We start from the raw sequence: 22663 nt of genomic DNA, 5'->3' as shown, positions 1-22663 counted from the left end.
CCGCGCCGCCAGGATCTCCCGACCGTCGTCGTGCCGCTGTCTCAACCAGTTGGCAAAGATCGGAGATTCCACGCTCTTTGCCCATGAAACAAGCTTCGCGCTTATGCTTCCATGGGTCAATATGGCTGTTCCGTCGATCGATAGAAAATTTCTATTGAACCTGGTTGCGCTCACCGAGGATACGCGCCTCGTGCAACAGCGCGGAGACGAGCGGCGTGAACGGCTCACGATAGGTGGCGACCAGGCCGACGGTATGGCGGACGTCCGGATCGACGATCGGAATCATCCGTATATCCTCATGAAAACCGAACGATTTCGCGACGTTATAAGGCATGATGCTCGCCCACCGGCCGGTCCGGACGTGGGAAAAGAGCACGATCATCGAATTCGATTCGAGGGTCGGCTTCGGAACCGCGCCCGCCTCGGCAAAGTGCTGATTGATGATGCGCCGGTTCTGCATGTCGGCCGTCAATAGACAAAGCCGAATGTCGCTCACTTCCTTCCAGGTCACGCTTTCGCGATCCGAAAGCGCCGTACCGGCGGCCGTAACCAGATGATATTGTTCGATCTGCAGGGGCACGCTCGTCACCCGGCCGAGCGGCTCGTTCTCCAGATAGGTCAGACCGGCATCGATCTCGAGGTTTTCGAGAAGCGCGAGGATCTGCAGCGATGTGGTCGAAAGCACCGAGAAGGTGACGTCCGGATGCTTCTCCTGGAAGGGCGCGGTGATGAGCGGCACCATGGAGAGCGTCGTCGGCACCGCGGCGAGGCGCATATGCCCCGAAAGACCTTTTCGCGCTGCGCGCATCTCCTCGCGCATGGTACGGCTGTCACTGACGATCCGCCGTGCCCATTCCAGCACCCGCTGCCCTTCGGGCGTCAGTCCCTGGAAGCGTGATCCGCGATTGACCAGAATAACGCCGAGCTGTTCTTCGAGCTGCCGGATCGCTGCCGAAAGCGTCGGCTGCGTTACCCCGCACTCCTCCGCCGCCCGGCCGAAATGCCGTTCGCGGGCCAGTGCGAGAAAGAATTCCAGCTTGTCGATCATATCCGGATCACTCAGTTCACACGTTTTTGCGCCTCTCCTCGAGTTTGACCCGAGGACTGGCCTTCTCCCCCGCCAAGCGGGGAGAAGGTGCCGGCAGCCGGATGAGGGGCGGACGCGCGCTTAAGCGATGAGCTGCCCGCCATTCACCTCCAGGACCTGGCCGGTGATATAGCCCGAAAGCGCATGTGCGGCGAGGAAGAGATAGGCCGGCGCGCAATCCTCCGCCGTCCCGAGCCGGCCGAGCGGGATGGTCTTGCGCGTCGCCTCCAGCTTCTCCGGCGTCGAATAGCGCTCGTGGAAATCCGTCGTGATCGTGCCGGGCGAGACGCAGTTGACACGGATGCCGTCCGGCGCAAGTTCACGCGCCAGCGCCTTCGAATAGGTTGCGACGAAAGCTTTGGTGGCAGAGTAGATCGAGGAGCCGGGACTGCCGCCCATGCGCGCCGAGATCGAAACCGTGTTGACGATCGCAGGATGTCTGCCCTTGCGCAGGAGCGGCAGCATCGTCCGGGTCATCTCGACGACCGAGGTCTGGTTGAGCTGCACGACCGTGCGGTATTGCTCATCGGTGAGATCGGACGCCGGAAAGCGGCCAACCATCGTGCCGGCATTGTTGACGAGGACATCGACGCTGTCGAAGCGGCTCCTCACCACATCGGCGAGGCTCTCGACGCCTCCGTCGGCAACGAAATCCGCCGCCGCGAGGAACACCCTGCCCTCGGCCGCTGCAAGGTCGAGAAATTCGGGGCGGTCGGCGGCGATCGTCCGCCCCATATGCACAACCACGCGCGCACCGCAATCGAGGAACAGCCGCACGACCTCGAGGCCGATGCCCCTTCCGCCGCCGGTAACCACCACGTTCATGCCCTGGAACAAGGCCGGATGATACATGCGCTTTCTTCCTCCCGATAACGTCAGACTGGCGTGCCCCCACCGATTACAGCGCAGATCGGGCGCGAGCCGCAACGAAAATCGAACGCGCTGGATATTTCTAATCTGAAATTGCGCCGCTTTCGTTTTTGCATATTATGAAAGAAAACGAAACGCGAGGGGCGGATGTATCTGACCGGACGACAGGCGGAGATTTTGGAACTGGCGAAAACGGAAGGCCGCGTGCTGGTCGAGGATCTCGCCCAGCGCTTTTCCGTTACGCCGCAGACGATCCGCAAGGACCTGAACGATCTCTGCGACGCCAGGGTTTTGAACCGCATTCACGGCGGCGCCATTTTTCCGAGCGGCAAGGAAAACGTCAGATACGAATCCCGCCGCCAGATCGCCGCGGCGGAAAAGCAGGCGATCGGCCGGGCCGCGGCCGCGCTCATCCCGGACAATTCTTCGCTCTTCATCAATATCGGCACCACGACGGAAGCGGTGGGAGAGGCGCTCCTCGACCACCGGGAACTGATGATCATCACCAATAACATCAACGTAGCCAACAGGTTGCGGGTCTTCCCCTCGATCGAGGTGGTGATCGCCGGCGGGGTCGTCCGCGGCTCCGACGGCGGCATCGTCGGAGAGGCCGCCGTCGACTTCATCAAGCAGTTCAAGGTGGATTTCGCGGTGATCGGCGCCTCGGCGATCGACCCTGACGGGGCCCTGCTCGATTTCGATTATCGCGAAGTGAAAGTTGCGCAGGCGATCATCGCCAATGCGCGCCATGTCATCCTCGTTTCGGATTCGACGAAATTCGAACGCACCGCGCCGGTGCGCATCGGCCATATCTCGCAGGTACAGACATTCATCACCGACCGCTGCATCGTTGAAAACGTTCGGAAAATCTGTGCCGACCAGGATGTGAGGCTGGTCGAGACCGAGGTGTGATCCGTTCTCCGATTCCCGAGCGCGAAGCCCGAACATTCGTTTGACATTCGAAATATTTTCGCTTTAACTGTTTCACTTTCGCGATTGCACAAAATTTGTGTCGCGGAGCGTGGAGGGGAAAACAAGAGTGTCAGAGCAGACGATATTCGACGTCTTCGTCATAGGCGGCGGCATCAACGGATGCGGCATCGCGCGTGATGCGGCTGGCCGCGGATATTCCGTCGCGCTTGCGGAGATGAGCGATTTCGCCTCCGGAACATCCTCAGGCTCGACCAAGCTCATCCATGGCGGCTTGCGCTATCTCGAACATTATGAATTCCGCCTGGTGCGCGAAGCCCTGATGGAGCGCGAAGTCCTCTGGGCGATGGCGCCGCACGTTATCTGGCCGATGCGCTTCGTGCTGCCCTTCCACAAGGGTGGTCCGCGGCCGGCCTGGCTGATCCGCCTCGGCCTCTTTCTTTACGATCACATAGGCGGCCGCAAGCTTCTGCCGGCGACGAGGACGCTCGACATGACGCGCGATCCCGCAGGCGCACCGCTGAAGCGCCTCTTCACCAAAGCATTCGAATATTCGGACGGCTGGGTCGACGATGCTCGCCTCGTGGTGCTGAACGCGCGCGACGCCGCCGACCGCGGCGCCAGGATCATGGCGCGCACCCGCGTCGTCTCGGCGCGCCGTGAGAGCGGCCGTTGGGCGATCGAAATCGAGAATACGGCGACAGGCGCGCGCGAGACGATACGCGCCCGCATGCTCGTCAATGCCGCGGGCCCCTGGGTCGACCGGGTTCTCTCCGAGACGGTCGGCAACAACGACGTCCGCAATGTCCGCCTGGTCCAGGGCAGCCATATCGTCGTTAAGAAGAAGTTTGACGATCCGCGCGCCTATTTCTTCCAGAACCCGGACGGGCGGATCATGTTCGCCATTCCTTACCAGGACGAGTTCACGCTGATCGGAACCACCGATCGCGATTTCACCGGCAATCCGGCTGACGTGCGCATCAGCGATGCAGAGATCGATTATCTCTGCAAAGCGGCGAGCGAATATTTCAGCGACCCGGTGGGCAGAGAGGATATCGTGTGGACCTATTCCGCCGTGCGCCCCCTTTTCGATGACGGCGCGAGCAAGGCGCAGGAGGCGACCCGCGACTATGTGCTGCGCGTCGAGAACGGCGATGCACCCCTGCTCAACGTCTTCGGCGGCAAGCTCACCACCTACAGGCGGCTTGCGGAATCGGCGCTCGAGAAGATCGGCGAGACCATCGGGGAAAAGGGCAGGAAGTGGACGGCCGGCTCGCAGCTCCCAGGGGGCGATTTTCCGACCGGCGGCTATAACGACGAGGTCGCGAAGCTCAAGACGCGCTATCCTTTCCTGGCCGCCTCCCACGCCCGCCGGCTGGTACGGCTCTACGGCACGCGGGCGGCGCAGCTTCTCGGCAATGCCGCGAGCGAGGCCGACCTCGGAAAGCACTTCGGGGCGGATCTCTATGCGGCGGAAGTGGATTGGCTGATCGGCCAGGAATGGGCATTGCGCGCGGACGACGTGCTTTGGCGCCGCACGAAACTGGGACTGAAGTTTTCGCGGGCGCAAACCGCGGAACTGGAGGAATATATGCGGGGCGCGGTCAACGCGGCCGCCTGAGGTACCACGGCCGAACTGCCGTTGGGGTGGAGAATTCAATGCTTGAAATGAAGAAGATATCCAAGGTCGTGGGTGGAGAGACGCACATCCACCCGACCGACCTTGTGCTGGAGAGGGGGTCGCTCAATGTGCTGCTCGGCCCGACGCTCTCCGGCAAGACGTCGCTGATGCGGCTGATGGCCGGTCTCGACAAGCCCGCCTCCGGTTCGATCCATCTCGACGGTGCCGACGTGACCGGCGTTCCCGTGCAGAAACGCTCGGTCGCCATGGTCTATCAGCAGTTCATCAACTATCCGGCGATGACGGTCTACGAGAACATCGCCTCGCCGATGCGGATCAAGCGCGCCGACAGCGCCGCCGTCGACCGCGAAGTGCGTAAGGCGGCGGAACTCCTGAAGCTCACGCCCTATCTCGACCGCACGCCTCTCAACCTGTCCGGCGGTCAGCAGCAACGCACCGCGCTCGCCCGCGCCATCGTCAAGAATGCCGATCTGGTGCTGCTCGACGAACCGCTTGCCAATCTCGACTACAAGCTGCGGGAGGAATTGCGCGAGGAACTGCCGAAGATCTTCGCCGCATCCGGCGCGATCTTCGTCTACGCCACGACAGAGCCGTCGGAAGCGCTTCTGCTCGGCGGCAACACCGCCACGCTGAGCGAGGGAAGGATCACCCAGTTCGGCCGCACCATCGACGTCTATCGCCGCCCGGTCGACATCGTCACGGCCCGCACATTCGCCGATCCGCCGCTGAACACCATCGGCCTCGTGAAGGCGGGAACGCATTTTGCGCTCGAAGGCAAACCGGTGCTTCCCGTTCCCGCACATCTTCGTTCCCTTGGGGATGGCCCTTGCACGGTGGCCTTTCAGCCGCACCATCTTTCTTTCGGCCAGCCGAACGGCAGCGACGAACCGCTGACGGTCAAGACGGCGATCTCGGAAATCACCGGGTCCGAAAGCTTCATTCACGTCGCCTTCGCGGGCGCACGCTGGGTCATGCTCGCACCCGGCATTCACGAGATCGAACCGGACGCAACGCTCAATGTCTTCGTCGACACACGCCACCTCATGGCCTTCGGGCCGGACGGCAGGGCGGTCGGTGGGACGGCCTGAGGAAAGGGCGTCGGGGAGGAAACCATGGCACGCATCAATCTCGAACATATCCGCCACGCCTACGGCGCCAGGCCCAAATCGGAAGCGGACTACGCGCTGAAGGAAGTGCATCACGAGTGGAACGACGGTGGCGCCTACGCTCTGCTCGGGCCCTCCGGCTGCGGCAAGACGACGCTGCTCAACATCATTTCGGGGCTGATCAACCCTTCCGAAGGGCGCATTCTCTTCGACGGAACCGACGTCACGCATCTGACGACGCAGCAGCGCAACATCGCCCAGGTGTTCCAGTTCCCGGTCATCTACGACACGATGACCGTCTACGACAATCTCGCCTTTCCGCTGCGCAACCGGCATGTGCCCGAAACGGAGGTCGACCGCCGCGTCAAGGAAATCCTCGAGATGACCGGACTCGGCAGCTGGGCCAGGAAGACTGCGCGCGGGCTGACCGCCGACCAGAAGCAGAAGATCTCGCTCGGCCGCGGCCTCGTGCGCTCGGACGTCAGCGCCATCCTCTTCGACGAGCCGCTGACCGTCATCGATCCGGAAATGAAATGGGTCCTGCGCTCGCAGATCAAGCGGCTGCACAAGCAGTTCGGCTTCACCATGGTCTATGTGACGCACGACCAGACCGAGGCGCTCACCTTCGCCGACAAGGTCGTCGTCATGTATGACGGCCAGATCGTCCAGATCGGCACGCCGGCCGAGCTCTTCGAGCGGCCGCGTCACACCTTCGTCGGCTACTTCATCGGCTCGCCGGGCATGAACGTCCTGCCGGCCGAGATCGCCGGCAACACGGCCGCCGTCGGCGACCAGAGGATCGCGCTCGATTTCCAGCCGCAGATCAAGCCGGGCGCCAGAACCGAACTCGGCATCCGTCCGGAATTCATTTCCCTCGGCCGCGAAGGCATGCCGGTCGCCGTCACGAAGGTCGAGGATATCGGCCGCCACAAGGTCGTACGCGCCCGCTTCGCCGACCGGCCGATCTCGATCATCGTCGACGAGGACGGCGATATCCCCGCCGAGCCGCGCGTGACCTTCGATCCGAAGGCAATCAACATCTACGCCGATTCCTGGCGCGTCGGCGGGGAGGCCTGACATGGAAAAGACCTGGAACAACAAGGCCTGGTTCATGGTCCTACCGGTACTGGTGCTCGTCGCCTTCTCGGCGGTGATCCCGCTGATGACCGTCGTCAACTATTCGGTACAGGACACCTTCGGCAATAACGAGTTCTTCTGGGCCGGCACCGACTGGTTCCTGGACGTGCTCGAATCCGACCGTTTCTGGGATGCGCTCACCCGCAATCTGATCTTCTCGGCGATCATTCTCGCGATCGAGATCCCGCTCGGCATCGTCATCGCGCTCAACATGCCGAAGAGAGGCATCGGCGTGCCGATCTGCCTCGTTCTGATGGCGCTGCCGCTGCTCATTCCGTGGAACGTCGTCGGCACCATCTGGCAGGTCTTCGGCCGGGTCGACATCGGCCTGCTCGGGCGCACGCTCGCCTCGCTCGGCATCAACTATAATTACGTTCAGAATCCGCTCGACGCCTGGGTCACGCTGATCGTCATGGATGTCTGGCACTGGACGAGCCTCGTCGTGCTGCTCTGCTATGCCGGCCTCGTCTCGATCCCGGACGCCTACTACCAGGCTGCCAAGATCGACGGCGCCTCGCGCTGGTCGGTCTTCCGCTACATCCAGCTTCCGAAGATGAAGCGCGTGCTCCTGATCGCCTTCCTGCTGCGCTTCATGGACAGCTTCATGATCTATACCGAACCCTTCGTCGTGACCGGCGGCGGCCCGGGCAACTCGACGACCTTCCTGTCGATCGATCTGGTCAAGACGGCAATCGGCCAGTTCGACCTCGGCCCGGCCGCAGCCCTCTCGATCATCTACTTCCTCATCATCCTGCTCCTGTCGTGGATCTTCTACACGGTGATGACCACGAGCGACGCGCAAGGCTGAGAAAGGTGGGAGGAGACATCATGATGACCAACAAGCAACCACTTTCGCAGCGCCTCTCCTGGCTGGTGCCGACGATCTACATCGTCTTCCTGCTCCTGCCGATCTACTGGCTCGTCAATATGAGCTTCAAGGAGACAAGCGAGATCCTCAGCACCTTCTCGCTGTGGCCGCAGAATCCGACGCTTCGGAACTATGCGGTGATCTTTACCGATCCCTCCTGGTACAACGGCTACATCAACTCGATCACCTATGTCGTCCTGAACACGCTGATCTCGGTGACGGTGGCGCTGCCGGCAGCCTACGCCTTTTCGCGCTACCGCTTCCTCGGCGACAAGCACCTGTTCTTCTGGCTGCTCACCAACCGGATGGCGCCGCCGGCGGTTTTCGCGCTGCCCTTCTTCCAGCTCTATTCCGCCTTCGGTCTCATCGACACGCACATCGCGGTGGCGATCGCGCATTGCCTGTTCAACGTGCCGCTCGCCGTGTGGATCCTGGAAGGCTTCATGTCCGGCGTGCCGAAGGAGATCGACGAGACCGCCTATATCGACGGCTACTCCTTCCCGCGTTTCTTCGTGAAGATCTTCGTGCCCCTGATCGCGTCCGGCATCGGCGTGGCCGCCTTTTTCTGCTTCATGTTCTCGTGGGTCGAGCTGCTGATCGCCCGCACCCTGACGACGACCGACGCCAAGCCGATCGCCGCGACGATGACGCGCACGGTCTCCGCCTCCGGTCTCGACTGGGGCGTGCTCGCCGCCGCCGGCGTTCTGACGATCATCCCCGGCGCGCTCGTCATCTATTTCGTTCGCAACTACATCGCCAAGGGCTTCGCCCTGGGGAGGGTCTGATGGCAACCATTGCCACTCGCAGGAACCGCTGGCCCGTCGCGCTTGCCGCCGTGCTCGTCGTCTACCTCACCGCGGCCGGCCTGCTTTTTTCCGTTCTGCCGGCCAAGGACGGCAAGACCGACTGGTTCGCCCCGCTGATTCCCGGCGGCTGGATGGCCTGGTCTTTCCCCACCGCCATGTTCTTTCTGACGATCTTCGCGCTCCTGTCGCTGATGGCCGTCTGGGAATATGCCCGGCCGGGCGGAAACCCGCGCGTCGGCATCCTGCGCTTCGAGACGACCCGCGGCGACCGGCTCTTCGTGTCGCTGCTCGGAAGCGCATTCATTCACCTCGCCTGGCTGGGGCTGGTCGGCGCAAATCTCTGGTGGGCGGTCGCCCTGTCGGTGATCTACGCGGTCGGCGTCTTCCGCTACGTCTGAGGAACCAAACGAAGGGCGCTCACCGCGGGCGCCCTTTGAAACTGCAAGTGAACGCAATCGCAAAACCCAAGGGAGGATTTAATGCGAAGGCACCTTTTGACAACGACGGCGGCTATGCTGCTGGCATTTACCGGCTCGGCATTTGCCGGGATGGACGAGGCAAAGCAGTTCCTGGACAAGGAAGTCGGCGACATGTCCTCGCTCGACCGCGCCGCCCAGGAAGCGGAAATGCAATGGTTCGTCGATGCGGCAAAGCCTTTTGCCGGTATGGAGATCAAGGTCGTTTCCGAAACGATCACCACGCATGAATACGAATCGAAGGTTCTGGCACCCGCCTTTACCGCGATCACCGGCATCAAGATCACCCATGACCTGATCGGCGAAGGCGACGTGGTCGAAAAACTGCAGACGCAGATGCAGTCGGGCGAGAACGTCTATGACGCCTATATCAACGACTCTGACCTGATCGGCACGCACTGGCGCTACCAGCAGGCCCGCAGCCTGACCGACTTCATGGCGAACGAGGGCAAGGATGTCACCAACCCCAACCTCGACATAGACGACTTCATCGGCAAATCCTTCACGACCGCGCCGGACGGCAAGCTCTACCAGCTTCCCGATCAGCAGTTCGCGAACCTCTATTGGTTCCGCTACGACTGGTTCAACGACGAGAAGAACAAGGCGGACTTCAAGGCCAAGTACGGCTACGAACTCGGCGTTCCGGTCAACTGGTCGGCCTATGAGGACATCGCCGAGTTCTTCACCGGGCGCGAGATCGACGGCAAGAAGGTCTATGGCCACATGGACTACGGCAAGAAGGACCCGTCGCTGGGCTGGCGCTTCACCGATGCCTGGCTGTCGATGGCCGGCAACGGCGACAAGGGCATCCCGAACGGCAAGCCGGTCGACGAGTGGGGCATCAAGGTCGACGAAAACTCGCGGCCCGTCGGATCCTGCGTCGCGCGCGGCGGCGACACCAACGGCCCGGCCTCGGTCTACGCCATCCAGAAATATCTCGACTGGATGAAGGCCTATGCGCCGGCTGCTGCCCAGGGCATGACCTTCTCGGAATCCGGTCCGGTACCATCGCAGGGCGAGGTCGCCCAGCAGATGTTCACCTATACGGCCTTCACCGCCGATTTCGTGAAGGAAGGCCTGCCGGTCGTGAACGAGGACGGCACACCGAAGTGGCGTTTTGCCCCGAGCCCGCACGGCGTCTACTGGAAAGACGGCATGAAGCTCGGCTACCAGGACGCCGGGTCCTGGACGCTGCTGAAGTCGACGCCGGACGATCGCGCCAAGGCCGCCTGGCTCTACGCGCAGTTCGTGACGTCGAAGACGGTGGACGTTAAGAAGAGCCATGTCGGCCTGACCTTCATCCGCCAGTCGACGCTCGACCATCAGAGCTTCACCGACCGCGCCCCGAAGCTCGGCGGCCTGATCGAGTTCTACCGTTCACCGGCCCGCCTGCAGTGGTCGCCGACCGGAACGAACGTGCCCGACTATCCGAAGCTGGCACAGCTCTGGTGGCAGGCGATCGGCGACGCTTCCTCCGGCGCGAAAACCGCCCAGGAAGCCATGGACTCGCTCTGCGCCGAGCAGGAAAAGGTGCTGCAGCGCCTGGAACGTGCCGGCGTCCAGGGCGACATCGGTCCGAAGCTCGCCGAAGAGCACGATCTGGAATACTGGAACGCCGAAGCCGTGAAGGCCGGCAACCTCGCACCGCAGCTCAAGATCGAGAACGAGAAGGAAAAGCCGACCACCGTCAACTACGACGAGCTGGTCAAGAGCTGGCAGACGAACTGATCGACAGACGCTGCGCGATCCGTCGGCGGCGTTCTTAAAGGGAGATGCGGCACCGGGGCTGGAAACGGCCCCGGTTTTTTCGTTTCGAATCGAGGGGGCCACCCCACGCTCGCCGCTGCGCTCACCGCAGCATTACCGCCCGCCAGACGAAAACTGTTTCCCCTATTTCGGTAAGGCAGCGCCTCATCGTCGCTGACATTATTCGCCACCTTCTTCGTAAGAAGTGGATGACATGCAAAGGTATTGGAGGAGATTACCTTGGCAAACAGTGCAGAGGAAACCCTATCACCAACGCGTCCGGAGGATGAGAAGCTCGGAATCGGCGCCAATCTGGCCTATGGCCTGCAACACGTGCTGACGATGTATGGAGGCATCGTCGCCGTGCCCCTGATACTGGGCCAGGCCGCAGGCCTCGGCCCCGGCGACATCGGCCTGCTCATCACGGCCTCCTTATTTGCCGGCGGCCTCGCCACCATATTGCAAACCATCGGCCTGCCCTTCTTCGGAAGCCAGTTGCCGCTGGTCCAGGGCGTTTCCTTTTCCGGCGTGGCGACGATGATCGCCATTTCCGGCAATGGGGGGCTTCAGTCGGTGCTCGGCGCCGTCATTGCCGCCTCGCTGATCGGCCTGCTGATAACGCCTGTATTTTCGCGGATCACCCGCTTCTTTCCGCCGCTCGTCACCGGAATCGTGATCACCACCATAGGACTGACGCTGATGCCGGTGGCCGCGCGCTGGGCCATGGGCGGGAACAGCAGTGCCCCGGATTTCGGCAGTCCCGCCAATATCCAGCTTGCAGCGGTCACGCTCGTCATCGTGCTCCTGCTCAGCAAGCTCGGAAGCGCCGCGATCTCGCGGCTCTCGATCCTGCTCGCTCTGATCATCGGTACGGTGATAGCCTATTTCGCCGGCATGGCTGATTTCTCGCAGGTAACCGAAGGGCCTTTCTTCGCGCTTCCGCTGGTCTTCCACTTCGGCTATCCGACCTTCGAAGTCGCGGCGATCGCCTCGATGTTCATCGTCATCATGGTGACGCTGGTCGAGACTTCGGCGGACATTCTGGCGGTCGGCGAGATCATCGAAACGAAGGTGGATTCGCGCCGGCTCGGAGACGGCCTCAGGGCCGACATGCTGTCGAGCCTGCTCGCACCGATCTTCGGCTCCTTCACCCAGAGCGCCTTTGCCCAGAATGTCGGGCTGGTGGCGGTCACCGGGGTCAAGAGCCGCTATGTCGTTGCAACCGGCGGCCTGTTTCTCGTCACGCTCGGTCTTCTGCCGGTCATGGGCCGCATCGTCGCGGCGGTTCCGAGTTCGGTGCTCGGCGGCGCCGGCATCGTGCTCTTCGGCACGGTCGCTGCGAGCGGCATCCGAACTCTGTCGAAGGTGGACTACGCCAACAACATGAACCTCGTCATCGTCGCGACCTCGATCGGCTTCGGCATGATCCCGATCGCCTCGCCGACCTTCTACGAGCATTTCCCGGCCTGGGTCGAGACGATCTTCCATTCCGGCATCAGCTCCGCCGCGCTGATGGCGATCGGCCTCAACCTGATCTTCAACCATATGACCGCCGGGAACTCGGACCAGCAATCGGTGTTCGTCGCCGGGACGGAGCGGACGCTCCGCTACCAGGACATCGCGCGACTGCACGACGGCGACTATTTCCTCAACGGCAAGCTCTACGACGCCAACGGCACGGAAGTGCGCGTGCTTGCCGCGGAAGCGCATTGACGGCCGGCAAGCCGTTCCCCTGAACGCGATCCGGGCGCATGTCCGGATCGCCCGCGATGCGCCCGATTACCCTCGAAAATCCGAAAGTGTTTTCACTTCCTGCACCCTTGCGGCATGCTCCTGCGGCGCGAAAAATTCCCCTCCCCGTTGGAGGACGGGAACGGACGGTGGCGGCGATGGAGGAGGAACCATGAACGACGCATCCAGCATACATCCCGTGGACGAGCGCCTGCCGATCGGCAGGCTGGCGACCCTCGGGATACAGCATGTTCTTGTCATGTATGGCGGCGCCGTCGCAGTGCCCCTGATCGTCGGCCGGGCGCTGCAGCTGAGCCCGGAGGACGTCGCCTTCCTGATCTCGGCGGACCTGTTCGTCTGCGGCATCGTCACCATCATTCAGTCGCTCGGGCTGACCAGGGGTATAGGCATCCGCCTTCCCGTGATGATGGGCGTCACCTTTGCCGCCGTCGGCCCGATGGTCTCCATGGCCGCCATGACGCCCGGCATCGACGGAGCAAGGACGATCTTCGGCGCGATCATCGGCGCCGGCCTCGTCGCGCTTCTCATCGCGCCCATCATGGGACGCCTGCTGAAGTTCTTCCCGCCCGTCGTCACAGGCACCATCATTCTCGTCATCGGGGTGACCCTGATGCGCGTCGGCGTCAACTGGATATTCGGCAACCCCTTCGGTCCGACGGCGCCGAAACTCGTCGATCCGGCTCACGCGCAATGGCTCGCCGATTTGAAGCAGCTCGCCGCAACCGGCGGTCCGGCCGTGCCGGACGGGCTGGTCCTGGGTGCCACGGTTCCGAACCCGATCTATGCTGAACCGGGCCATGTGGCGCTTGCCGCCTTCGTGCTGGTCTCCATTCTCGTAGTAGCCCGTTTCGGCAAGGGGCTCATCAGCAACATCGCGGTTCTGATCGGCATCGTGATCGGATGCGTCGCGGCAGCCATGCTCGGCATGATGCATTTCGATCGCGTGGCGAGCGCCGGCTGGTTCGCCGTCGTGACCCCATTGCGCTTCGGCATGCCGATCTTCGATCCGGTGCTGATCGCCACCATGTCGCTTGTCATGATCGTCGTGATGATCGAATCGACCGGCATGTTCCTGGCACTCGGCGAGATGACGAACCGCGAGGTCAAGCAACAGCAATTGACCGCCGGACTTCGGGTGGACGGTCTCGGCACCATCATCGGCGGTCTCTTCAATACATTTCCCTATACGAGCTTTTCGCAGAATGTCGGCCTCGTCGGCGTCACCGGCGTCAAGAGCCGCTACGTCTGCGTGATGGGCGGCGTCATCATGATCCTGCTGGGCGTTGTCCCGAAGATGGGCGCGCTGGTCGAGGCGGTTCCGACCTTCGTTCTCGGCGGCGCGGGGCTCGTGATGTTCGGCATGGTGGCGGCAACCGGCGTCAGGATACTCTCGACGGTCGACTTCAAGTCCTCGCGAAACAACCTGTTCGTGGTCGCCGTCTCCGTCGGCTTCGGCCTCATTCCGATGATCGCACCCAACTTCCTGATGTGGATGCCGCATGCGATCCATCCCATCATCGAGTCCGGCATAGTGCTGGCCGCGGCCTCGGCCGTCGTGCTCAATGCCTTCTTCAACGGCCTCAGCATCGAGCGTTCCGCATGCGTCGAGGCCGCGCGGCTGGCAGACGGCCATTGAACCGCATACCCCGCGGGCGAAGACCCGCGGGGTATGCGCCATACTTCGATCGGCACCGAAGCATTGCAGGGGCTCCGGACGTTAGGAATGGTCCGATGAACAACGATTCACAAGGACCGCATTCATGGACAGGCCACGTCTCACTCTCGAACTGCTTCTGCTTGTCGCCCTGGCAACGCTCTGGGGCGCCTCCTACACCTTCATCAAGATCGGCGTCGAAACCATTCCCCCGGTGACGCTGATCGCCGCGCGAACGCTGCTTGCCGGCATGGCTCTTCTGGCGCTGATCGCATGGCGCGGCCTGACATTGCCGCGCGACGGGGCGATGTGGCGGCGGTTCCTGTTCCAGGCCTGCCTCAACAGCGTCGTCCCATTCACCTTGATCGCCTGGTCGGAGCGTACGATCGATGCCGGCGTCGCGGCCATCCTCAACTCCACGACGCCGATCTTCGCCTTTCTCCTGACGGCCCTGATCACCCGGCACGAGCCCGTTACCGCCCGCAAGTTCCTGGGCGTCCTTGCGGGCCTCGCCGGAATCGCGCTGATCATCGGTCTCGAGGCCTTCCGCGGCATCGGCAATCAGCTCATCCCGCAGCTTGCGGTCGTTCTTGCGACGGTTTGCTATGCCGGCGCGGCGATATTCGGGAAGGGCTTCAGGGGCCTCGATCCGATGATGCCCGCTTGCGGATCGCTTCTCGCGGGTGCGGCCCTGCTCATCCCGGCAAGCCTCGTCGTCGATCGGCCCTGGACGCTCGATCCCTCGCCGGAATCGCTGATCGCGCTCCTCTGCCTGTCCGTCTTCTCGACCGCGCTCGCTTTCGTCATCTATTTCCGCCTGATCCACACGCTCGGTTCCGTCGGCGCGACGGCACAGGCCTATGTACGCGTTCCGATCGGCGTTGCGATCGGAGTGGTGTTTCTCGGGGAAACGCTTTCGACCACCGCATGGCTCGGCCTCGGCTGCGTCATTGCCGGCGTCGCCGCCATGACCATGCCGACGCGCCCCAAGATTGCCGCCGTTGGAGGGTAATTCCGCTCAGTCCTTGCGCTTCCGGCAATAGAGCTCCAGCCGGTGGCGCACCAGGTCGTAGCCGAGTTCGGCAGCGATCTCCGCCTGCAACTGCTCGATCTTGTCGGAGCGAAACTCGATCACCGCACCCGTTTCGATATCGATCAGGTGATCGTGGTGGGGCGCATCCGCCGTCTCGAAGCGGGCAGTCGCATTCTCGAAGGCATGCCGCTGCACCACCCCTTGCTGCTCCAGCGCGGAAAGCGTCCGGTATACCGTCGAGAGCGACACCGTCGCGTCGATTTCCTTCGCGCGCCGGTGAAGTTCGCTGGCATCCGGGTGGTCCGCGGCCTCGGCCAGGATCTTGAGAATCGCGGCGCGCTGGCGCGTCACACGCACGCCGCCGTCCCGCAGGATTCCTTCCAGTTCCTCGATCCGATTCTTGCTCTGGCTCATCCCGCGACACTAGCCAAGGGGACGCCTTTTGGAAATAGCTAGTTGCAAATGCTTCTCATTTGCATTGACTTATGCAGACCATTCGCCTACCCATATTATGGTTCGCAAAGAGGAGAGCCGGATGATCCATCCAACGAGGCGCATGATCGTGGCGGCCGCAGCGGCGATGGCTGCTCTATCGCTTCTGCCGGTGGCCGCCCGGGCGGCGGAAAAGCTCAAGGCCGTCACCACCTTCACGGTCATCGCCGATATGGCGCAGAACGTCGCGGGCGACGCCGCGGTGGTCGAATCGATCACCAAGCCGGGCGCCGAGATCCACAACTACCAGCCGACGCCCCGCGATATCCTCAAGGCGCATGATGCCGACCTCATTCTCTGGAACGGGCTGAACCTCGAGCTCTGGTTCGAAAGGTTCTTCCAGAACTTCGACGGCGTTCCCGGCGTCGTCGTCTCCGAAGGCATCGAGCCGATGGGCATCGCCGAGGGCCCCTATACCGGCAAACCCAACCCGCATGCCTGGATGTCGCCATCGGCCGCCCTGATCTATGTCGACAATATTCGCGACGCCTTCGTGCAACACGATCCCCCCAATGCCGAGGTCTACAAGACCAATGCCGAGGCCTACAAGAAGAAGATCGAGGCGGCGGTCGCACCCATCCGCGCCGAGCTCGAAAGGATCCCGGCGGAAAGGCGATGGCTCGTTTCGAGCGAGGGCGCCTTCAGCTATCTCGCCCGCGATTTCGGCATGAAGGAGCTTTATCTTTGGCCGATAAATGCCGACCAGCAAGGCACGCCGCAGCAGGTGCGCAAGGTGATCGACGTCGTTCGAGCGAATCGGATACCCGTCGTCTTCTCCGAAAGCACCATTTCGCCGGACCCCGCTGAGCAGGTCGCGCGGGAGACGGGTGCAAAATACGGAGGCGTGCTCTATGTCGACTCCTTGAGCGAGGCCGACGGCCCCGTTCCGACCTATATCGATCTGCTGCGCGTTACATCGGAAACGATTGCGAAAGGCTTGTCGCAATGAACCTTCAGGAAAAGGCCCGCGCCTATCCGGGAGCTGCTCCGCAAGACGAGGATGGCGGCATTCGCGTCAGCGGTGCTACGGTGACCTACCGCAACGGCCACCGGGCGCTGCGCGACGCCTCCTTCGAAATCCCGACGGGCACCATCGCGGCCCTCGTCGGCGTAAACGGCAGCGGCAAGTCGACGCTGTTCAAAGCGATCATGGGCTTCGTCCGACTGGCCAAGGGCGACATCTCGATCCTGGGCCTCACCGTGACGCAGGCATTGAAACAGAACCTCGTCGCCTATGTCCCGCAGGCCGAAGAGGTCGACTGGAATTTTCCCGTCCTGGTCGAAGACGTGGTGATGATGGGCCGTTACGGCCATATGAACATGCTGCGCATCCCCAAAAAGGCCGATTACGAGGCGGTCGAGACGGCGCTGGCACGGGTCGGCATGAGCGAGTTCCGCAAGCGCCAGATCGGCGAGCTTTCCGGAGGCCAGAAGAAGCGGGTCTTCCTGGCCCGGGCACTTGCCCAGAACGGCCGCGTCATCCTGCTCGACGAGCCTTTCACCGGGGTCGACGTGAAGACGGAGGACGCTATCATCCGCCTGCTCGTCGCGCTTCGCGAAGAGGGTCGCGTGATGCTCGTCTCCACCCATAATCTCGGAAGCGTGCCGGAATTCTGCGACCGCACCATCCTTCTGAAAAATACGGTGCTCGCCTACGGTCCGACGGAAACCACCTTCACCCGCGAAAACCTGGAGCTCGCCTTCGGGGGCGTCCTGCGTCACTTCGTGCTCGGCGGAGAGAACCTCCATGACGATGCCGATCCACGCCAGCTCTCTGTCATCAGCGACGACGAGCGTCCGCTCGTCATGTATGGCGCCCGCGACCGCATGGTTGCGCAGCCGGCCAAACCGGAATCGGATTCCGAGGCGGACTCCGAATGACCGCCACGCTCATCGAGCCGTTCGCCTATAGCTACATGGTGAATGCCATGTGGGTAAGCGCACTCGTGGGCGCAGTCTGCGCGTTCCTTTCGGCCTATCTCATGCTGAAGGGCTGGTCGCTGATCGGCGATGCGCTCTCTCACTCGATCGTGCCGGGCGTCGCCGGGGCCTACATGCTCGGGCTTCCCTTCTCGCTGGGCGCCTTCTTTTCCGGTGCGCTTGCCGCCGGTGCCATGCTGTTCCTCAACCAGCGCACGCGGCTGAAGGAGGACACGATCATCGGCCTGATCTTCACCTCCTTCTTCGGTCTCGGCCTGTTCATGGTGTCTCTGTCGCCGACCTCGGTGAACATCCAGACGATCGTGCTCGGCAATATCCTCGCCATCACGCCGGCCGACACGTTGCAGCTCGCCATCATCGGCATCGTCTCGCTGCTGATCCTGTCCGCGAAGTGGAAGGACCTGATGGTGACTTTCTTCGACGAAAGCCACGCCCGCTCGATCGGCATCAACACCACCTTCCTGAAGGTGCTCTTCTTCACGCTCCTTTCGGCCTCGACCGTGGCGGCGCTGCAGACGGTCGGCGCCTTCCTGGTCATCGCCATGGTCGTCACCCCCGGCGCCACCGCCTATCTCCTGACCGACCGTTTTCCGCGGCTGATCGTGATCAGCGTCGCAATCGGGGCCCTGACGAGCTTCGTCGGCGCCTATGCGAGCTACTTCCTCGACGGCGCAACCGGGGGCATCATCATCGTCCTGCAAACCGCGATCTTTCTGTTCGCCTTCGTATTTGCCCCGAAACACGGGCTTCTCGCCGCACGCCGCCGCGCATCCGAGGCTCTGGAGACCGCATGATGCCTTCGCTCGACATGCTCCTTGCCGTCTTCGAGTTCGAGTTCATGCGCAATGCGCTCCTGATCTCGGTCCTGGTCGCGATTCCGACGGCGATGCTCTCCTGTTTCCTGGTCCTCAAGGGCTGGTCGCTGATGGGCGACGCGATCTCGCATGCGGTCTTTCCCGGCGTCGTCGTCTCCTACATTGTCGGCCTGCCGCTCGCCGTCGGCGCCTTTACGGCCGGCATGTGCTGCGCACTCTTGACCGGCTATCTGAAGGAAAACAGCCGCATCAAGCAGGACACGGTGATGGGCGTCGTCTTTTCCGGCATGTTCGGCCTTGGCCTTGTGCTCTACACCAAGATCCAGAGCGACGTGCATCTCGATCACATCCTCTTCGGCGACATGCTCGGCATCGGCTGGGGCGACATTCTGGAGACGGGCCTCATCGCGCTTCTCGCCGCCGGCATTCTCGGCCTGAAGTGGCGCGATCTGCTGCTCCACGCCTTCGATCCGGCTCAGGCACGCGCGATCGGTCTGAGGGTCGGTTGGCTGCACTACGGACTGCTGGCGATCCTGTCGCTGACGATCGTCGGCGCCCTCAAGGCCGTCGGGCTGATCCTGGCCATCGCCATGCTCATTGCCCCCGGCGCGATCGCCTATCTCGTCACGCGGACGTTTGGCCACATGCTGGCGGTCGCGGTGATCGTCGCCGTCGCCGCCTCCTTCTGCGGCGTCTATCTCTCCTTCTTCATCGACAGCGCACCGGCACCCACCATCGTCCTTCTGATGACGGCGATATTCCTGCTCGCCTTCGCCTATTCCACCTGGAAGGTGGCACGCGCCGAAGCGCAGCGGACAAGCGTGGAATAGAAGGAAGGAAGACCTCTCTTTCACCTCTTGGACGCCGGCGCCATGATCCCTTATGGTGCGCCACGACTGAAGGTTTGGAGCGGTCCGGTGGAATGCCGTGACCTTCCGTGGCGGAGCGACGGCGCAAGATGGAGAGGAAACAGCAAAGCCGTTCCGGCATCGCTTTCTTCTTCGTCGCCGTGGGGCTCGTCTTTACGGCGATCGCCGCGACCGTGCTCCTGGCCAACGAACAGCGCCACCTGAAGCAGCTGCTCGCGGGGCTGGGTTTCGTCACGACGCCGCCGCAAGCGGAGCGGCCGCCGGAGACTGCCCGCGGTCCACGCAAAAAGCCCGAACCGCCAAAGGCACTCCTGCCCGCCCACATCTTCGCGGACCTTGCAACGCCGGAACAGCAGTTCATCCGTCAGATCCGCAGCGACCCGCGGGCGCTTTGCGAGGGACTAAGGGAAGCCGGCTTCCGCGACCTCGAATGGAAATCAGCCGAGAGCGGCCGCTGGGAGTGCTCGTCGCTCGTTCCCTTTGCCCGCCCGGGCCAGGAGCCGAGCTCGTCCATCTTTATCCTGGTCAAGGGCCGTGGCGAGGAGGAGATCACCTCCTTTCGCGTAAAACTCAATATCGAGCACAGCGGGGACACACCGGTCGTCACCAGCGCTGCTGCCAAGGCGGCATCCGTCTTCTTGAGGGAGGTCCGTTGGGCCGGGGGCGCAAGCGTCACTCTCCAGATCCAGGGCCTCCAGGAATTCGACCTCAAGCGCTTCGGCAGTCGTATCCAGTTCAAGCGGGAGATGGGGGACACGCCCCGCTACAACTTCCTTGCCAATCAGGCCGCACGCGCGCGGCCGAAGAGCATCGCCGAGCTCTATTTCGACCGCGAAAAATGGCTGATCCCGGGCGACGGCGCGAGCGTTTCCTATATCCGGGGCCCAAGCGCCTGGACGCGGCCGGTCCAATCGGCAGAACCGCAGAGTGCAGCGGGGCAGCCTGCCGGTCGGGGCGCAACGCCCGAGCATTGATGCGAACCTGCATATCAGCGATCGATGCGCGTCGAGAGAATGATGGAGGACAGGGTCTTTTCGACACCCTCGATTTCGCCGATCCGGTCGATCAACAGGTCCAGCTCGCTGATCGAAGCTGCAGCGACGACCGCGATCAGATCGAAGCTGCCGCTGACGGAATGCAGCATGCGGATTTCGCGAATGGCGGCGAGCTCGGGCGTGACCCGACCGAGCGCCCGCGGTGCAATCGTGATCAGAACATGCGCTCGCACGAGGCCTTTCTCGTAGTTTTCCGAGAGGCGCACGCCATAGCCTGCGATCACCCCCTCGCGCTCCAGCCGCTCGATGCGCGCCTGCACCGTGGTGCGCGACAGGCCGAGCCGGCGGGCGATCGTCGCCGTCGGCATGCGGGCGTTCTCGCTCAGTATGGCGAGGAGTTCGCGATCCTTGTCCGTTACATGCATATCGTCGACCTTGATCGGCAAAACGCCGAATACAGACCGACGATTTAGCCATATCGACGCTTCAAATCAATATTCGGCCGCGAGACAATGGTGGTGAAAGAGGCTCATACCCCGGGGATACAAAATGAAAGACATCGTCGTCATCGGTGCCGGCAAGATCGGCTCCACCATCGCGCGCATGCTGGCACATAGCGGCGACTACCGCGTCTGCGTCGCCGATCGCAGCGCCGAGCAGTTGCAGCAGGTCGAGAAGCACGACGCCGTCTCGACCGCAGTCGTCGACATTGCCGACAGAAAGGCGCTCGTCGCCCTGCTCTCCGGAAAATTCGCCGTGCTCAGCGCCGCGCCGTTCCATCTGACGGTCGCGATCGCCGAAGCCGCAGCCGAGGCGAAAATCCACTATCTCGACCTGACGGAAGACGTCGAATCCACCCGCCAGGTCAAGGCGATCGCAGCTGAGGCCGACACCGCCTTCATTCCGCAATGCGGCCTTGCACCGGGCTTCATTTCGATCGTCGCCAACGATCTCAGCCGGCATTTCGATACGCTCGAAAGCGTGCGCATGCGCGTCGGCGCCCTGCCGCAATACCCGTCGAACGCTTTGAATTATAATCTCACCTGGAGCACCGACGGCGTCATCAACGAATATATCGAGCCCTGCGAGGCAATCGTCGAAGGTTCGCTGATCGAAGTTCCCGCCATGGAAGAGCGCGAGGAGTTCTCGCTCGACGGCGTCACCTACGAGGCCTTCAACACCTCCGGCGGCCTCGGCACGCTTTGCGAGACGCTGAAGGGCAAGGTCCGGACGCTCAATTACAAGACGATCCGTTATCCCGGCCATGCCGCGATCTTCAAGGCGCTCCTGAACGACCTCGGCCTGCGTCATCGCCGCGAGGTACTGAAGGACATCCTCGAAAACGCCCTGCCTACCACCACCCAGGACGTGGTCGTGATCTTCGTCACCGTTTCGGGCTTCCGCGAAGGTCGCCTGGTGCAGGAGACCTACGCCAACAAGGTCTATAGCGGCGTCGTTGCAGGACGCATGCAGAGCGGCATCCAGATCACCACCGCCGGCAGCATCTGCGCCGTTCTCGACATGCTCGCCCAGGGCAAGATCCCCACCAAGGGCTTCGTGCGCCAGGAAGACATCGCGCTCGACGCCTTCCTCGCCAACCGCTTCGGCCACTACTACGCCCAGAAGCACGAGACGGAACGCGCCGCGAGCTGAGGCCGAGGCCGAGGCTAGGTCGATTACCGAAATGCCCGGACCTCTCGTCCGGGCATTTTCGCTTCTGCTTGCAGCCCCCCCTCATCCTCCCCGCAAGCGGGGCGAGAGACACGCGGCGGCCCGTTCTCTTTCCTCGAAGCGAGTGGCGGGATGGGGCTGGGCCCTCGCGGCTTGCCCCTTCTCCCCGCCTGCGGGGAGAAGGTCGCGGCAGCGGGATGAGGGGCGGCAACGGGTGGAAAGTACCCGCTGTCTTGAGACGCTCTATCGGCCGCTTGCGGGGAGAAACGAACTCGCGGAGACGAAAAACCCCGCTCGAGGCGGGGTTCGATAGGCATTATCCCTTATCGGGATGTCCCTTTCAGGCCGGGATCACGATCTCCCCGAGCTTCGTGAGTTCGGCGATGAATTGTTCCAGACGCGTCTTCTTCTCGTCACCGGCGCCTTCGAGTTCGGCGCGTGCCGCTTCGATGCGGTTTTCGAGAACCGTGCCGTCCAGTTCGTCGACATGGACGGCAGATTCGGCCAAAAGCGTGCAGCCGGAAGGCAGGATATCGGCAAAGCCGCCGAAGACGGCGTAGCGTTCGGTCTTGCCGGCGGCGGTCTTCACCGCCACGACGCCCGGCTTGACGGTCGTCATGGTCGGCGCGTGATTGGCCATCACGGTCATCTCGCCCTCGGTCGCCGGAATGACGACTTCGGTCACCTTCTCCGAAACAAGCAGACGCTCGGGGGAAACAAGCTCAAAATTGAAACTTTCGGCCATGACCATTCACTTCTGGTGAGCGCGCCGC

Annotated in this window: 22 protein-coding genes; 17 read left to right on the top strand and 5 right to left on the bottom strand. The window is 62.7% G+C overall.

Features of this window, described 5'->3' with window-relative positions:
* Positions 1 to 151 precede the first annotated feature (151 nt).
* Both ACFHWW_RS13210 and ACFHWW_RS13205 read right to left on the bottom strand, forming a co-directional pair.
* Positions 152 to 1048 carry a LysR family transcriptional regulator gene (locus ACFHWW_RS13210; protein WP_010970351.1) on the bottom strand — a complete coding sequence of 299 codons (897 nt, stop codon included), beginning with the start codon at positions 1046 to 1048 and terminating at the stop codon, positions 152 to 154.
* A 120-nt stretch (positions 1049 to 1168) separates the two neighbouring features.
* A complete protein-coding gene (locus ACFHWW_RS13205) occupies positions 1169 to 1939 on the bottom strand; it encodes an SDR family NAD(P)-dependent oxidoreductase (protein WP_275597232.1) in 771 nt (256 codons plus the stop codon).
* Positions 1940 to 2104: 165 nt separating this feature from the next.
* Between ACFHWW_RS13205 and ACFHWW_RS13200 the strand changes: the two genes are divergently transcribed.
* The 11 genes from ACFHWW_RS13200 to ACFHWW_RS13150 all read left to right on the top strand — a co-directional run bounded on the left by ACFHWW_RS13200 (position 2105) and on the right by ACFHWW_RS13150 (position 15086).
* On the top strand, positions 2105 to 2869 hold the full coding sequence (locus tag ACFHWW_RS13200) for a DeoR/GlpR family DNA-binding transcription regulator (RefSeq protein ID WP_018097257.1): 765 nt from the start codon (positions 2105 to 2107) through the stop codon (positions 2867 to 2869).
* 127 nt (positions 2870 to 2996) lie between these two features.
* Entirely contained in the window at positions 2997 to 4508 is a 1512-nt protein-coding gene (gene glpD, locus ACFHWW_RS13195) for a glycerol-3-phosphate dehydrogenase (RefSeq protein WP_275597231.1), read from the top strand.
* Between the two features lie 38 nt (positions 4509 to 4546).
* The gene (locus ACFHWW_RS13190; protein ID WP_018097259.1) at positions 4547 to 5617 is read left to right on the top strand and encodes an ABC transporter ATP-binding protein; all 1071 of its coding nucleotides are present in this window, start codon (positions 4547 to 4549) and stop codon (positions 5615 to 5617) included.
* 24 nt (positions 5618 to 5641) lie between these two features.
* Positions 5642 to 6712, top strand: a complete 1071-nt coding sequence (locus tag ACFHWW_RS13185) for an ABC transporter ATP-binding protein (protein WP_275597230.1) — start codon at positions 5642 to 5644, stop codon at positions 6710 to 6712.
* 1 nt (position 6713) lies between these two features.
* On the top strand, positions 6714 to 7580 hold the full coding sequence (locus ACFHWW_RS13180) for a carbohydrate ABC transporter permease (RefSeq protein ID WP_003530331.1): 867 nt from the start codon (positions 6714 to 6716) through the stop codon (positions 7578 to 7580).
* Between the two features lie 20 nt (positions 7581 to 7600).
* Positions 7601 to 8425, top strand: a complete 825-nt coding sequence (locus ACFHWW_RS13175; RefSeq protein ID WP_010970356.1) for a carbohydrate ABC transporter permease — start codon at positions 7601 to 7603, stop codon at positions 8423 to 8425.
* The gene (locus ACFHWW_RS13170) at positions 8425 to 8844 is read left to right on the top strand and encodes a DUF2160 domain-containing protein (RefSeq protein ID WP_379938594.1); all 420 of its coding nucleotides are present in this window, start codon (positions 8425 to 8427) and stop codon (positions 8842 to 8844) included. The genes ACFHWW_RS13175 and ACFHWW_RS13170 overlap by 1 nt, the downstream gene beginning before the upstream one ends.
* A gap of 81 nt (positions 8845 to 8925) precedes the next feature.
* Positions 8926 to 10650: an ABC transporter substrate-binding protein gene (locus ACFHWW_RS13165; protein ID WP_018097262.1), complete on the top strand. Its 1725-nt coding sequence runs from the start codon at positions 8926 to 8928 to the stop codon at positions 10648 to 10650.
* Between the two features lie 258 nt (positions 10651 to 10908).
* Positions 10909 to 12381 (top strand): nucleobase:cation symporter-2 family protein, encoded by a 1473-nt coding sequence (locus ACFHWW_RS13160; protein WP_018097263.1) that lies wholly within the window; start codon positions 10909 to 10911, stop codon positions 12379 to 12381.
* A 190-nt stretch (positions 12382 to 12571) separates the two neighbouring features.
* On the top strand, positions 12572 to 14056 hold the full coding sequence (locus tag ACFHWW_RS13155; protein ID WP_338284028.1) for a nucleobase:cation symporter-2 family protein: 1485 nt from the start codon (positions 12572 to 12574) through the stop codon (positions 14054 to 14056).
* A 124-nt stretch (positions 14057 to 14180) separates the two neighbouring features.
* On the top strand, positions 14181 to 15086 hold the full coding sequence (locus ACFHWW_RS13150) for a DMT family transporter (protein ID WP_379938591.1): 906 nt from the start codon (positions 14181 to 14183) through the stop codon (positions 15084 to 15086).
* 6 nt (positions 15087 to 15092) lie between these two features.
* On the opposite strand, the gene ACFHWW_RS13145 is transcribed toward ACFHWW_RS13150, so the two are convergent.
* Complete coding sequence (locus ACFHWW_RS13145; protein ID WP_379938589.1) at positions 15093 to 15521, bottom strand: Fur family transcriptional regulator; 429 nt, start codon at positions 15519 to 15521, stop codon at positions 15093 to 15095.
* A gap of 121 nt (positions 15522 to 15642) precedes the next feature.
* Here ACFHWW_RS13145 and ACFHWW_RS13140 point away from each other — a divergent pair, with 121 nt between their 5' ends.
* The 5 genes from ACFHWW_RS13140 to ACFHWW_RS13120 all read left to right on the top strand — a co-directional run bounded on the left by ACFHWW_RS13140 (position 15643) and on the right by ACFHWW_RS13120 (position 20198).
* Positions 15643 to 16548 carry a metal ABC transporter substrate-binding protein gene (locus tag ACFHWW_RS13140; protein WP_379938587.1) on the top strand — a complete coding sequence of 302 codons (906 nt, stop codon included), beginning with the start codon at positions 15643 to 15645 and terminating at the stop codon, positions 16546 to 16548.
* Positions 16545 to 17480 (top strand): manganese/iron ABC transporter ATP-binding protein, encoded by a 936-nt coding sequence (locus ACFHWW_RS13135; RefSeq protein ID WP_338284026.1) that lies wholly within the window; start codon positions 16545 to 16547, stop codon positions 17478 to 17480. The genes ACFHWW_RS13140 and ACFHWW_RS13135 overlap by 4 nt, the downstream gene beginning before the upstream one ends.
* Entirely contained in the window at positions 17477 to 18334 is an 858-nt protein-coding gene (locus tag ACFHWW_RS13130; protein WP_338284025.1) for a metal ABC transporter permease, read from the top strand. Before ACFHWW_RS13135 ends, ACFHWW_RS13130 begins: the two co-directional genes overlap by 4 nt.
* The gene (locus ACFHWW_RS13125; RefSeq protein ID WP_379938584.1) at positions 18331 to 19185 is read left to right on the top strand and encodes a metal ABC transporter permease; all 855 of its coding nucleotides are present in this window, start codon (positions 18331 to 18333) and stop codon (positions 19183 to 19185) included. The genes ACFHWW_RS13130 and ACFHWW_RS13125 overlap by 4 nt, the downstream gene beginning before the upstream one ends.
* A gap of 128 nt (positions 19186 to 19313) precedes the next feature.
* Positions 19314 to 20198 (top strand): DUF6030 family protein, encoded by an 885-nt coding sequence (locus tag ACFHWW_RS13120; protein WP_379938582.1) that lies wholly within the window; start codon positions 19314 to 19316, stop codon positions 20196 to 20198.
* Positions 20199 to 20212: 14 nt separating this feature from the next.
* Here ACFHWW_RS13120 and ACFHWW_RS13115 read toward each other — a convergent pair whose 3' ends face one another.
* On the bottom strand, positions 20213 to 20644 hold the full coding sequence (locus ACFHWW_RS13115) for an Lrp/AsnC family transcriptional regulator (protein ID WP_033047599.1): 432 nt from the start codon (positions 20642 to 20644) through the stop codon (positions 20213 to 20215).
* A 124-nt stretch (positions 20645 to 20768) separates the two neighbouring features.
* On the opposite strand from ACFHWW_RS13115, the gene ACFHWW_RS13110 reads away from it, so the two are divergent.
* A complete protein-coding gene (locus tag ACFHWW_RS13110) occupies positions 20769 to 21872 on the top strand; it encodes a saccharopine dehydrogenase family protein (protein WP_127710640.1) in 1104 nt (367 codons plus the stop codon).
* Positions 21873 to 22230: 358 nt separating this feature from the next.
* Here the strand turns inward: ACFHWW_RS13110 and ACFHWW_RS13105 are convergent, their stop codons facing one another.
* Positions 22231 to 22635 carry a F0F1 ATP synthase subunit epsilon gene (locus ACFHWW_RS13105; RefSeq protein WP_379938579.1) on the bottom strand — a complete coding sequence of 135 codons (405 nt, stop codon included), beginning with the start codon at positions 22633 to 22635 and terminating at the stop codon, positions 22231 to 22233.
* Between the last annotated feature and the right edge of the window lie 28 nt (positions 22636 to 22663).

The organism is Sinorhizobium sp. P24N7, assembly GCF_042436655.1.
Classification (GTDB): domain Bacteria; phylum Pseudomonadota; class Alphaproteobacteria; order Rhizobiales; family Rhizobiaceae; genus Sinorhizobium; species Sinorhizobium meliloti_A.
The sequence above is the reverse complement of the archived record's forward strand: the minus strand, read 5'-3'. Positions and strand labels throughout refer to the sequence as shown.

Bases quoted from the DNA above. Each gene is read 5' to 3' on its own strand.
- ACFHWW_RS13210 (WP_010970351.1), bottom strand. From the start codon at position 1,048: ATGATCGACAAGCTGGAATTCTTTCTCGCACTGGCCCGCGAACGGCAT.
- ACFHWW_RS13205 (WP_275597232.1), bottom strand. From the start codon at position 1,939: ATGTATCATCCGGCCTTGTTCCAGGGCATGAACGTGGTGGTTACCGGC.
- ACFHWW_RS13200 (WP_018097257.1), top strand. From the start codon at position 2,105: ATGTATCTGACCGGACGACAGGCGGAGATTTTGGAACTGGCGAAAACG.
- ACFHWW_RS13190 (WP_018097259.1), top strand. From the start codon at position 4,547: ATGCTTGAAATGAAGAAGATATCCAAGGTCGTGGGTGGAGAGACGCAC.
- ACFHWW_RS13185 (WP_275597230.1), top strand. From the start codon at position 5,642: ATGGCACGCATCAATCTCGAACATATCCGCCACGCCTACGGCGCCAGG.
- ACFHWW_RS13180 (WP_003530331.1), top strand. From the start codon at position 6,714: ATGGAAAAGACCTGGAACAACAAGGCCTGGTTCATGGTCCTACCGGTA.
- ACFHWW_RS13175 (WP_010970356.1), top strand. From the start codon at position 7,601: ATGATGACCAACAAGCAACCACTTTCGCAGCGCCTCTCCTGGCTGGTG.
- ACFHWW_RS13170 (WP_379938594.1), top strand. From the start codon at position 8,425: ATGGCAACCATTGCCACTCGCAGGAACCGCTGGCCCGTCGCGCTTGCC.
- ACFHWW_RS13165 (WP_018097262.1), top strand. From the start codon at position 8,926: ATGCGAAGGCACCTTTTGACAACGACGGCGGCTATGCTGCTGGCATTT.
- ACFHWW_RS13155 (WP_338284028.1), top strand. From the start codon at position 12,572: ATGAACGACGCATCCAGCATACATCCCGTGGACGAGCGCCTGCCGATC.
- ACFHWW_RS13150 (WP_379938591.1), top strand. From the start codon at position 14,181: ATGGACAGGCCACGTCTCACTCTCGAACTGCTTCTGCTTGTCGCCCTG.
- ACFHWW_RS13145 (WP_379938589.1), bottom strand. From the start codon at position 15,521: ATGAGCCAGAGCAAGAATCGGATCGAGGAACTGGAAGGAATCCTGCGG.
- ACFHWW_RS13140 (WP_379938587.1), top strand. From the start codon at position 15,643: ATGATCCATCCAACGAGGCGCATGATCGTGGCGGCCGCAGCGGCGATG.
- ACFHWW_RS13135 (WP_338284026.1), top strand. From the start codon at position 16,545: ATGAACCTTCAGGAAAAGGCCCGCGCCTATCCGGGAGCTGCTCCGCAA.
- ACFHWW_RS13130 (WP_338284025.1), top strand. From the start codon at position 17,477: ATGACCGCCACGCTCATCGAGCCGTTCGCCTATAGCTACATGGTGAAT.
- ACFHWW_RS13125 (WP_379938584.1), top strand. From the start codon at position 18,331: ATGATGCCTTCGCTCGACATGCTCCTTGCCGTCTTCGAGTTCGAGTTC.
- ACFHWW_RS13120 (WP_379938582.1), top strand. From the start codon at position 19,314: ATGGAGAGGAAACAGCAAAGCCGTTCCGGCATCGCTTTCTTCTTCGTC.
- ACFHWW_RS13115 (WP_033047599.1), bottom strand. From the start codon at position 20,644: ATGCATGTAACGGACAAGGATCGCGAACTCCTCGCCATACTGAGCGAG.
- ACFHWW_RS13110 (WP_127710640.1), top strand. From the start codon at position 20,769: ATGAAAGACATCGTCGTCATCGGTGCCGGCAAGATCGGCTCCACCATC.
- ACFHWW_RS13105 (WP_379938579.1), bottom strand. From the start codon at position 22,635: ATGGCCGAAAGTTTCAATTTTGAGCTTGTTTCCCCCGAGCGTCTGCTT.